Here is a 10,995-nt window from a genome sequence, read left to right on the forward strand (position 1 = left end):
GTGTCGGCGAGTGCCTTGCGCGGTGGCAAGAGTAGCGCGGCAGCACCAAGGCCCGCGATCAGGGCACGGCGGGAGACGCCGCTTCCCGCGTGACCACGGTTGAACTTCGGCTCATGCGAGTCGCGACCTACCCCCTCTCCCGTGCGGGAGAGGGTTGGGGTGAGGGACCAGGGTCTTCCGGAAAAGTCGTACCCCTCACCCTGTCCCTCTCCCGTACGGGAGAGGGGACCCGCGGCAGGTTCGGACGCGTGGGCTTCCAAGCGTTCGCCGAGCGGAGCAGGGTGGCCGTCGCGGGTCTCGAAATCGCTCACGACCCGCCCCCCGCCACCGGATGCAGGGCCACGTAGGTCAGCCGCGCCGGCGAGTACCCCGTGGCCCGGTGCAGGTCGTCGAAGGCGTGCGTGCGAGCGATCAGCCGGCCGGCCTTGCGCACCAGCGGATCGTTGGTCGGCTGCTCGAACGGGCGGCCGTTTCGGGTCCAGCGGATCGGCTCGGAGCCGGGATCGGGGCTGGTGATCATCGCGATGGTCGGGTGCGCGGGGCCGCCATGGGCGTGGATCCGGTGGCCGGCGGCGTCGTCGTCGAACAGCAGCCGGGTCAGGCCGCGGGCTTGCGCCTCAACGACCCGGCGTCCCTGGGCGACGTGGTCGTCGAAGAACGCCACCGTGACGGCGGGATCGATGCCCGACCAATCCACCGTGGACCAGTCGGCGGTGCTGTAGCGCGCCTGCGGGTCGCGGTATTGCAGCCCGGACAGGTCGGGATCGTGACAGAAGATCTTGGCGCTCGGGCGCGCCATGCGGATCACCCAGGTGGTGAGCCCGCGGAACACCCCGGATTCGATGACGACATCCGGCTTCAGCGACCGCATCGCCACGTAGAGCTGGAGCGCGCCGTTGAAGCCGCTGCCGCCCCGGCGCTGCCGGACCGGGGCGGTGGGGATCAGCTCCCAGAACTCCCGGACCCAGTCCAGGAGATCGCCGTCCGGCGCGAGGCCGGCGGCGGAAAGATCCCGCTCCAGGATCGCGGCGGCCGATTCGAGCAGGATCGTCACCTCCCGCGGCGAGGTCGGGCGGTGGCTCCAGTCGGGGGCGGCCGGGACGAGGTCGTAGCCGAGGCGGTCGAACAGCGGCGACAGCACCTTGCGGCGCAGCCGTTCGAGCATCACGGGCGGGCGGCCCTGCATCACGCGGCCTCCGCGTCCTGGGCGGCGCCGAGCCGGACCCGGTGGCCCGCCTCGATCTCCCGCATCGCGCCGGCCTCGTCGGGGCCGAGACGGTAGGGCTCCGCCCAGCGGGTCGGGTCGTTCTGGTCGCCGGTGATCGCGGCGAAGTCGAGCGGGCGGTCGAGGCTCGGGTCCGGCACGGCGGCGAGCAGCGCCCGCGTGTAGGGATGGACCGGGCGGCGGAACAGGGCGGCGCGGGGCGCCTCCTCGACGATCCGGCCCCGGCACATCACGCTGATCGTATCCGCCATGTAGTCGATCACTGCCAAGTTGTGGGAGACGATCAGGTAGGACAGCCCGAGGGCCGCTTGCAAATCCTTGAGTAGGTTCAGGATCTGCGCCTGCACCGAGACGTCCAGCGCCGAGACCGGCTCGTCCAGCACCAGCAGGCTCGGCCGCGGCGCCAGAGCCCGGGCGATGCCGATCCGCTGGCGCTGCCCGCCCGAGAAGGCGTGCGGGTAGCGGCTGAGCCCGCTGGCCTCCAGGCCGACCATCGCCATCAACTCCCGGCAACGCGCGCGCCGCTCGGCGGTAGGCACGCCGTGGATCTCCATGGGCTCGGACAGGATCTGCCGCACGGTCATGCGCGGATCGAGCGACGCGTAGGGATCCTGGAACACGAATTGGACCGTGCGGCGGTAGGCGAACAGCGCGTCGCCGGAGAGCTTATGGACGTCCCGCGGGCCGCTCCCGTCATCGAACAGGATCTTGCCGGAATCGGGCGGCAGCGCCCGCATGATCATCTTCGAGACCGTGGTCTTGCCCGAGCCGGATTCGCCGACCAGCCCCAGGGTCTCGCCGGCCGCGAGGCTCAGCGACACGTCGGAGACGGCACGGACGATCCGGGGCTTCTGCCACAGGCGCCCGGCCCGCAGGGTGAAGCTCTTGCTGACGCCCTCGACCCGGAGCAGCGGCCCGGCGGGCTGCGCCGGCTTTTGGACCGGTGGGATCTCGGCGCGCGCCGGGCGGATCGGGGTCAGGCGCTCGCCCGGCGCCATGTCGAACCGCGGCACCGCGTGGAGCAGAGCCCGGAGATAGGCGTGGCCGGGCGCCCGCATCACGGTCTCGCGCGGGCCGGCCTCGACAAGGCGGCCGCGGTACAGCACGGCGACATCGTGGGCGATGTTGGCGACCACCCCGAGATCGTGGGTGATCAGCAGGATCGCCATGCCGGTCTCGTCCTGGAGCCGGGCCAGCAGGGCGAGGATCTGCGCCTGGGTGGTGACGTCGAGCGCCGTGGTCGGCTCGTCGGCGACCAGGAGGGCGGGCTCGAGGATCAGCGCCATGGCGATCATGGCGCGCTGGCGCAGGCCGCCGGACAACTCGAACGGGTAGGTCTTCAGGGCGCGTTTCGGGTCCGGGAAGCCGACCCGGGCCAGGGCTTCCTGCGTGCGCGCGTCGGCCTCCCGGCGGTCCGCACCGGTGTGGATGCGCAGGGCCTCGCCGATCTGGTCGCCGATCGTGTGGAGCGGAGACAGGCAGGTCATCGGCTCCTGGAAGATCATGGCGATCCGCTGTCCGCGGATCGCCCGCATCGCCGATCCCTCGGTGTCCAGCCGGGCGATGTCGATCTCCGCCGGCCCGTCGCGGAACAGGATCTGTCCGCCGGCGATCGCGGCCGATCTCGGCAGGATGCCCATGATCGCCTGGGCGGTCACCGACTTGCCGGAGCCGGATTCGCCGACCAGCGCCAGGGTGCGCCCGCGCATCACGTCGAGCGACAGGCCGTGCAGCGCCGCGAACGGTCCCGTCTCCGTGCGGAAGGTGACCGCGAGGTCGCGGATGGACAACAGCGGGCTCAACCTGTCCTCGCAGCGGGTGAGACCGGAAGATTAGATGCCGCAGCGCCGGTTTCCACCATGGCACCGGAAAATAGGCTTTGGGGATCGAGACATGTCACGGCCGGATGGTCGCGGAGGACCGCGAGCAGGTCGGCCACGAAGGCCCAGATCGCCGCGTCGTGGACGCGGTGGTGGCTGAGCAGGCCGACCGGGCGGGACGGATCGCGGGTGATGCCGGCGGCGAGGTCGCGCAGCAGGTCGTCGGGGTCGCGCACCGAGCGGGTGCCGCGCCAATCGATGGGGTCGAGGGTGGCGTCGGCCCGGACGAGCCCCGGGATCGCCGGTCCCGGCACCGCCGAGAGCCCGCGATAGCCGAGCCCCGGCAGGGCGGCGGCGAGGTCCGGGGCGAACCGGTTCCAGGGCGGCACGAAGACCGGCAGCAGCAGCGCCTCCGGCAACCGCTCCCGGGCAATCCGCAACCCGGCGGCGGCATCCGCCACGCGCGCGTCGAGCGGGCGGTGCGGGCCGAACTCGGCGGCCTTCTCGCCCGGGGGGGCGTGATCGTGGTGGGCCAGTCCGTGCACGGCGACGCGCACGGCCTTCGCCGAGGCCAGCCGTACCCCGAGGGACGGCTCGATCCCGCTCGGGATCGCGGCGAGCAGGAGCGGCGCGTCGTGCGCCTCGGCCAGGGCGATCAGCCGGTCGAGGGCAGGGGTCGCCGCCACGACATCGTCGTCCCGCCACCAGAACCGCACGCGCCGGCCACTTGCGGCGGCTTCGTCAAGAGCTTCTCGCAGGGCGGTAACGCCCAACCGCGCGCTCTCCCTCCCCCCTCTGCGGGGGAGGGTGGCCCCCGAAGGGCGTCGGGAGAGGGGAGCAACGGTGCAGGATGAGGCGATGGCCTTCACACAGGCTCCGCTGTGTCCTGAAGCCGGGTTCCCCTCTTGCGGGACTTCGTCCCGGCCCGACCCCTGCTGACGCAGGGGCCACCCTCCCCCGCGGAGGGGGGAGGGTGCGCGCACCTGCCCTTCCGGACCAGAATCTGCCGGGACCGGCACGGTACCAAAGTGAGAGGTGTGACCGTCGTAGCCCGCAGAGGGGGGAGGGTAGGGAGCGCGTGGGTGGCCGCCCTTCTGATCCCCGGAGGCGGCGAGGCTCACGGAGCCATCCGCGACATGCCCCCTCTCCCGTGCGGGAGAGGGTTGGGGTGAGGGGACAGGTCCTTCCGGAGCAGTCGCACCCCTCACCCTGTCCCTATCCCGCACGGGAGAGGCGACCCGCGCTTTGATCGGCACCGCGAGCGCCCGCAACAGATCCTCGACGATCGCGACCGTCCGCGCCGTCCCGCCGAGATCGATTCCGTGCGGCCCCGGCGGCGTGGCTCGGAGCTGTGCGTCCACCGCGTGCAGGAGCGTCTCCGCGCTCAGCGCGGCTTCCGGCAGCACCCGGGCCAGCCCCCGGGCGGCGAGGCATTCCGCGCGCAGCCGCTGCTCGGTCTCGCCGCCGGCCTCGAACGGGACCAGCACCGCCGGGGTCGCGGTCGCGAGGAGGTCGAGGGCGGTGTTGTAGCCGCACTGGCTCACCGACAGGGCCGACCCGGCGAGCAGGCTCCGGTAATCGGGCCGGGCGCGCCCGATCGTGCCCGCCGGCAGGCCGCGGCCGATCGCGGCGAGGTCGGGGTCCGGCACGCCGTGCCCCGCCAGGATCCGCCAGCCGAGCGACGGGCGCAGCCGGGCCGCGTCCGCGGCGGCTCTCAGGAGCCCGAGGCCCGCCGGCCCGGACCCGGCCGCCACAAGCACGCCCGCGCGCGTCGCCGCCGGGACCGCCGGGGAACCCTCATCGACGTAGCCGGTGTAGCGGATCTTGCCCGCGGTTCCGGCATCGAGCGGCCAGGAGGCGTCGAGCGGCACGAGGGCCGGATCGCCGTGAACCAGCACGGCATCGTAGAGACGCGCGACCCGCTCATGGACCGCGCCGATCCGCTCCGGCTTGGCGGAGGCGACCAGGATGTCGCGCAGGGAGGCCAGCACCAGCGGGCGCGGCCGACGCACCTGCGCCGCCTCCACCAGGGCCAGGAACTCGGCGGCCAAGGCCCGGCGGCCGAACGGGAACAGCTCGGTGATGACCGCGTCGGGGGCGAAATCCGCCAGGGCGTCCAGCATCAGGGCGCGGCGGCGCGCGAACAGGGCTGGATCGGCCGGGCTGCCGTCCGGTCCCAGGGGCCGGGCGAAGTCGGTGCCGGCGACGTGGAGCGGCGGCAGCTGCACCAGGCGGACATCGCCCAGCCGCACCATCGGGGCCGGGACGCCGCCCGAGACCAGCAGGGCGTCGTGGCCGGAGGCCGCGAAGGCGCGCGCCAGAGCGGCCGCGCGGGTGAGATGCCCGGCGCCGAGGAGATGCGTGACCGCGATCAGGACCCGCACGGGGCCATGTCCGGTTGGCGGGTCCTCACCGGTGCGGTGAGGCCCGCGGAGGCGCGCAGGGCCTCGGCGATCAGGTCGATGGCGGCGTCTTCGGAGAAGTCCTGAACCAGCCGCACCCGGGCGGCGGCGCCGAGCCGGAGCCGCAGGGTCGGGTCGGCGCACAGCCGCGCCAGGGCCGCCGACAGGGCCGCCGGGTCGCCCGGGGGGACCAGGATTGCGTGGGTGCCGTCGCTCAGGAATTCCGGCGTGCCCGCGAAGGCGGTGGCCAGGATCGGCAGCGCCTGGCTCGCGGCCTCCATCAGCACGTTCGGCAGCCCGTCCCGGTCGCCGCCCGGCGCGGGCTTGGTCGGCAGAACGAACAGGTCGGCCGCGCGCATCGCGTCGATCACGGCGGGCTGCGCCTGGGCGCCCCGGAAGGTGATTCTGTCCGAGAGCCCGAGCGCGCGGATCCGGGCTTCGAGCGGATCGCGCAATGCGCCGCCGCCGATCAGGTCGAGGTGCCAGTGCAGGCCCGGGGGCAGGGCCGCCAGCGCGTCGATCAGGTCGTCGTGGCCCTTCTTGGCGACCAGCCGGCCGACGCAGAGCAGCCGCAGCGGCTCCGCCGGATCGGTCCCGTCGCGGGGCTCCCGCGCCGGCGGCGGGGCGGGAAAGCGCGCGAGGTCGAGGCCGTGATAGGCCAGCCGCGTCCGGTCCGGCGCCAGGGCGTCGAGGCGGCCGAGCCCGTCGCGGGTGCAGGTCACCCCCCAGGCCGCGTCGCAGAGCTTCTCGGTGAGCTCCCAGGCCGGCGTGGTCCAGATGTCCTTGGCGTGGGCGGAAAAGCTCCAGCGCCGCCCGGTGAGCCGCGCGGCGTAGCGGGCGACGCTCGCCGGCGTGTGCAGGAAATGTACGTGGATGTGGCCGACCGCGGCCGGCAGCTCGCGCGCGAGAACCAGCGCCTGCCCGAGCCGGCGCAGCCGCGAGGCCGATGGGTCGCGGGCCAGGTCCCGGGCGAACAGGACGAGCAGGGCCGGGAAGCGCCGACGCGTCAGGGCCGAACCGAGCCCGCCCAGCACCCGCAGGGGCGCGTCGCGCAGATATTCGGGCAGGTAGGCGGCCGGTGCCCGGATCGCCGCGTGCATCGGATGGCGGGCCCGGTCGGTGGGCCGGCGCAGGGACCAGATCTCCAGGGACAGGCCGCGCCGCTCCAGCGCCAGCAGCTCCTGGGCGATGAAGGTCTCGGAGAGGCGCGGATAGCCCTTGAGCACCACCGCGATGCGGGTCTCGGTCACGAATAGGCCCGCGCGCGGGTCCGCAACGCGTCCGGCGCGGCCAGGGCCCGGACCCGGCGCGCGACCGCGTCGAGCCCGTCGAGCAGGCCGGGGACCAGCACCCGCGACGGCTCGCTCTGGTCGGGCAGGGCGCGCGCGGCCGTCGGCCTCCAGCAGGACCCGGGCGAGGCCGAGCTGTTCGGCCGCCAGCGCGCGGATCGCCTGCTCCCGGCGGGGCTCGGTCCGGGGCACCAGGATCGCCCGCAGGTCGAAGGACAGGATCTCGCAGAAGGTGTTGTAGCCGCCCATCGCGACGACCCCGGCCGCCTTGCGCATGAGGAACTCGATCTGGCTGTCGAAGGTGATCGCCGCGATCCGGCCCCCGAGCCGGTCGATCCGGGCCGTGAAGCCGTCCCGGGTGGAATCGTCGAGGAACGGCCCGAAGGCGATCAGCGCGGGCAGGGGGATGCCGGGATCGGTCTCGTAGGCGGCGATCACCCAGTCGATCAGCGCCGCGCCGTCGCCGCCCCCGCCGGGCGTGACCAGCACGAACGGCGCGCGGGCCAGGGCCGGCTCCTCGCGCCCGGCCTGCATCGCCGGGACCTCCCGGCGGAGATAGCCGGTATAGATCAGCCGCCGGGCGATCCGCGCGGCCATCTCGGGCTCCATCGGCAGGGCCGCCAGGGGCTCGTGGATGCGGCTGAGGCCGTAGACCCAGATCTCGTCGTAGAACCGCGCCATGATCTCGGCGGCGCCCTTGCGCTCCCATTCGGGCACGAGGCGGTCGGCGTCGTCGAGCACGTCGCGCAGGCCGAGCACCAGGCGCGTGCCCCGGGCCGCGGCGCGCTCCAGCACCGGCATCAGCTCGCCGTGGAAGCCCGCCGGCTCCTTGTCCACCAGGATCAGGTCCGGCTCGAAGCTCGCGTCTGTCCGGCCGATGATCGCGGTGCGCTGTGCCACGGTGCTGGCGAGCGGCGTGGTGCCGTCGAGGCTCGCGTATCCGCCGTCGCCGAACTTGGTCACCGGGGGCAGCCGCACGGTGTAGACCCCGGGCGCGAAGGCGTAGCAATCCACCACCGGGGAGCCCGAGATGATCATCGCCCGCGCCCCGGGGCTGCTGGCCACGATGGCGTTGGCGATCGCCCGCGAGCGCCGCAGGTGGCCGAGCCCGAACGTGTCGTGGCTGTAGATCAGGATCCGGGGGGCGGGGGAGGCCTCGTCCGGTCGCATCGTCATCGCCGCCCCCGTTGACGGCGCGAATGTCGCAGCCGCGCTCGTCTCGCACAAGCCGCAGCGTTCGGCAAACCCCGCCGTTAACGGCGCCGGAACCGCCGTCGCCTAGAAGTGGCGGCCAGCACCCCGCCGAAGGCCGCCATGTCCGCGCCCACCCCGATCGAGGCGCCGGCGTCGCGGTTCGCGGCGCTCCGGGCCGATCTCCTGGACCTCGTCGGCAGCGACGCGCGGCTCCTCGCCTTCGCCCGGCGCGCCGCCCGGGTGCTGGTGCCGCTGACGCTCCTCATCGTCGCCATCGTGTTCGGCACCGGCCCGGAGCCGCGCCGCAACTGGTACGGCGACATGCTGGGCAACGATTTCAGCCAGATCTGGGTGGCCGGCCGGTCGGCGCTCGAGGGGCGGGGCGGCGAGCCCTACGATCTCCCGGTCCATCTCGCGAACCTGAAGGCCGCGTTCGGGCCGGACTGCCGGTTCGCGTGGCACTACCCGCCGGTGTTCCTGATCCCGGCCGCCGCCTTCGCGACCCTGGAGCCGCAGCCGGCGTTCTGGCTCTGGACCGCCCTGTCGCTGGCGGTCTTCGCCGGGACGATGCGGTTCGCCGCCGGCCGGCGCGACGCCGCCTGGATCGCGCTCGCCCATCCGCTGGTGTTCTGCAACCTCACCTACGGGCAGAACGGCCTGTTCACGGCCTCGCTCCTGACCCTCGGGGCGCTGCTGGTCGACCGCCGCCCCTGGCTCGCGGGCCTGTGCTTCGGCCTGCTGGCCTACAAGCCGCACTTCGCCGCCCTGGCGCCGTTGCTGCTGCTGATCACCGGCCGCGGCACCTGCCTCGCGGCCTGCCTGGGCACGGTGCTGGCCCTGTGCCTCGCCGCTTTGGCCCTGTTCGGCACCGCGCCCTGGATCGGTTTCCTGGGGACCCTGTCCGAGACCAACCGCATCATCCTCCAGCAGGCGGCCGCCGGGCTCGAACTCAACGCCAGCGCGTTCGGGGCCGTCCGGCTGCTGGGCGGCCCGATCGCCGCCGCCTGGGCGCTGCAGGCGCTGGTCGCCGCCCTGGCCCTCGCCCTGGCGATCCGCGCCTGGACGCTCCCGGCCGCCCCCGACCTGCGGGCCGCCGCCCTCCTCGCCGCCGCGCCGCTGCTCTCGCCCTACCTGCCGGTCTACGACCTGGTCCCGCTAGTCCCGGCGACGCTGCTGCTGGTGCTGGCCGCGCATCGCGCCGGCGGCCTGCGCCGCCACGAGCGCGCGCTCCTGCTGGCGACGCCGCTGTTCGCGCTCCTGCGCGAAGGCGCAGGCCTGACGGGATTCCCGCTCGGGCTGGCGCTGGGCCTCGCGACCCTGGCCTGCATCGCCGACCGGATCCGCCCGTGGGGATTTTCGGGCGGACGCCGGTCCGCTCCGGCCTGAATTTTTGGACCGTCCCTGAACGCCTCTCGCCGTCATGGCGAGCGCGGCGAAGCAACCCAGTGCGGCGCGCGATCTCCGAATGTGGCGTTTCCCGAGGTTGTTTCGCTGCGCTCGCAATGACGGTGCGGCGTCCTTCTTGACGCCGACGCCACGTCGTGCCCCGATGACATCAAGTCCTCAGATTGCTATCGCGCCACGCTGCTTTGAAAATCATCCCTTTGGCTCTCATGCGCCAAGATTATCCGAGAATTTTACTCGGCCTAAGCTTGGACGTGTCTTATTGATAGCCAAAAAATATTCGCGGGAGAATCACCATGTTTTCGGCGCTCCTGAGATACGTCGGCAGTTCCTCCCGCTCCCACGCGGGGGCGGCGAAATCGGCCACGCCGACAAGCTGGGATCGACACGCCAGGGGGACATCCACGCATTCGACCACCGCGACGAACCCGGGCGAGAAATCCGCCTCCCAGGTCGCCGTCGAGGCCCGGAAATTCCTGGATGCCGGCTATCGGAAGCTGGGCAAGGCGGCCGATGCCGGCACCTCGGACCAGGATTGGCACGGCACGATCCGCATCCAGATCCTGGACCGTCGAGCCCTCTACGCCATCGCCACCGATCACGGCGGCCTGTTCTCGAATACGGAGGTCAAGGCGGCGAAAGCCGAAATGGCGTCGATCGAGGCGCGCGCGACCAAGGCTGCCGACCCCCGCGGCACCGAACCGGCGGCGGCCGCCAAGGCGACGGTCGCCGTCCTGGACGGAGCCGGCCCGGAGGAGATGGCCTCCCTCGACTGGGCGCAGAAGCGCGCTGCGGCGCAGGTCCGGTATCAGGGCCTCGCGACAGCACAGCACAAGGGACGGGCGGCATCGAGCGTCGAGACCGGCAACCCCGTTGTCGATCACTTCGTCAAAGCCTGGGGCGAGTTCGAGAAGGCGAAGGCCTACGCGCACGAGGGCGCATCGGTCCATGTGGAGGACATGCCGTCGTGGTCGAAGGGCGTCTCGCTCTGGAAGAGTTTCTACGCGCCGCAGGCGAAGGCTTTGGGGCGACTCTGATCGCGTCTCGATCGATCCAAGATCCCACCCACCACATCGTCTTGAGGTGCTGCGCAGCAGCCTCGAAGGAGGCGTCCAGGAATCGCTGAGCTATCTGGAGCGCTCGTTCGAGGCGTCGGCTTCGCTGCTCAGAGGCTGTAAGTCTTTCGATTCATCACTGGCGACATACGATGACGCTGCAGCAGTCCTTCGGAGATTCATCCAAGCTCGCGATCGCTAATGGGAACGTCCGCATCCCGAAGGTTTGGGCCCGAGGTCGATGACGGGCCGCGACACGCCCCCTCTCCCGTGCGGGAGAGGGCTGGGGTGAGGGATGCGACCTCTTCAGAAAGACCTGATCCCTCACCCTGTCCCTCTCCCGCACGGGGCTGCCGGATTCACACATCGGGATTGTTCGCTGACAAGACTTTGAAACACGACGCGTTTCCCCTCCCCCTTGTGGGGAGGGGCCAGGGGTGGGGGTGGTGCCGGATGAGGCACAACGGTGCCTTCTGAACCACCCCCACCTCCAAATCCTCCCCACAAGGGCAGGGCTATCGCATTTGGCTGATGAGGCTGAGCAAGTATGTGTCGTTCCATGCGGCGCGCTTGATTTTGGCGCGGATGGATCCCTTCGCGGTGTCG

Annotated in this window: 6 protein-coding genes and 1 pseudogene; 2 read left to right on the forward strand and 5 right to left on the reverse strand. The window is 72.4% G+C overall.

Translation table 11 applies throughout. The features are described 5' to 3' along the window. Window positions 1-307: 307 nt before the first annotated feature. From FV233_RS25780 to FV233_RS31770, 5 genes and pseudogenes are all read right to left on the reverse strand, one after another. Entirely contained in the window at window positions 308-1,186 is an 879-nt protein-coding gene (locus FV233_RS25780) for a hypothetical protein (RefSeq protein WP_147899210.1), read from the reverse strand. Beyond that, window positions 1,186-3,027 (reverse strand): ABC transporter ATP-binding protein, encoded by a 1,842-nt coding sequence (locus tag FV233_RS25785; RefSeq protein ID WP_147899211.1) that lies wholly within the window; start codon window positions 3,025-3,027, stop codon window positions 1,186-1,188. The genes FV233_RS25780 and FV233_RS25785 overlap by 1 nt, the downstream gene beginning before the upstream one ends. Continuing rightward, window positions 3,024-5,429, reverse strand: a complete 2,406-nt coding sequence (locus FV233_RS31370; protein ID WP_246690085.1) for a glycosyltransferase — start codon at window positions 5,427-5,429, stop codon at window positions 3,024-3,026. Before FV233_RS31370 ends, FV233_RS25785 begins: the two co-directional genes overlap by 4 nt. Continuing rightward, window positions 5,417-6,697 carry a glycosyltransferase gene (locus FV233_RS25800; RefSeq protein ID WP_147899212.1) on the reverse strand — a complete coding sequence of 427 codons (1,281 nt, stop codon included), beginning with the start codon at window positions 6,695-6,697 and terminating at the stop codon, window positions 5,417-5,419. The genes FV233_RS31370 and FV233_RS25800 overlap by 13 nt, the downstream gene beginning before the upstream one ends. 201 nt (window positions 6,698-6,898) lie before the next feature. Beyond that, window positions 6,899-7,912: pseudogene (locus tag FV233_RS31770) on the reverse strand (hypothetical protein); the annotation flags it as partial. A 138-nt stretch (window positions 7,913-8,050) separates the two neighbouring features. Between FV233_RS31770 and FV233_RS25810 the strand changes: the two are divergent. Both FV233_RS25810 and FV233_RS25815 read left to right on the forward strand, forming a co-directional pair. Continuing rightward, entirely contained in the window at window positions 8,051-9,316 is a 1,266-nt protein-coding gene (locus tag FV233_RS25810; RefSeq protein ID WP_147899213.1) for a glycosyltransferase family 87 protein, read from the forward strand. Between the two features lie 314 nt (window positions 9,317-9,630). Then, window positions 9,631-10,371, forward strand: a complete 741-nt coding sequence (locus tag FV233_RS25815; protein ID WP_147899214.1) for a hypothetical protein — start codon at window positions 9,631-9,633, stop codon at window positions 10,369-10,371. Window positions 10,372-10,995 lie beyond the last annotated feature (624 nt).

The sequence above is a fragment of the Methylobacterium sp. WL7 genome, assembly GCF_008040085.1.
GTDB lineage: Bacteria > Pseudomonadota > Alphaproteobacteria > Rhizobiales > Beijerinckiaceae > Methylobacterium > Methylobacterium mesophilicum.

Coding starts and splice junctions, on each gene's coding strand:
- FV233_RS25780 (WP_147899210.1), bottom strand. CDS start 1,186: ATGCAGGGCCGCCCGCCCGTGATGCTCGAACGGCTGCGCCGCAAGGTG.
- FV233_RS25810 (WP_147899213.1), top strand. CDS start 8,051: ATGTCCGCGCCCACCCCGATCGAGGCGCCGGCGTCGCGGTTCGCGGCG.
- FV233_RS25815 (WP_147899214.1), top strand. CDS start 9,631: ATGTTTTCGGCGCTCCTGAGATACGTCGGCAGTTCCTCCCGCTCCCAC.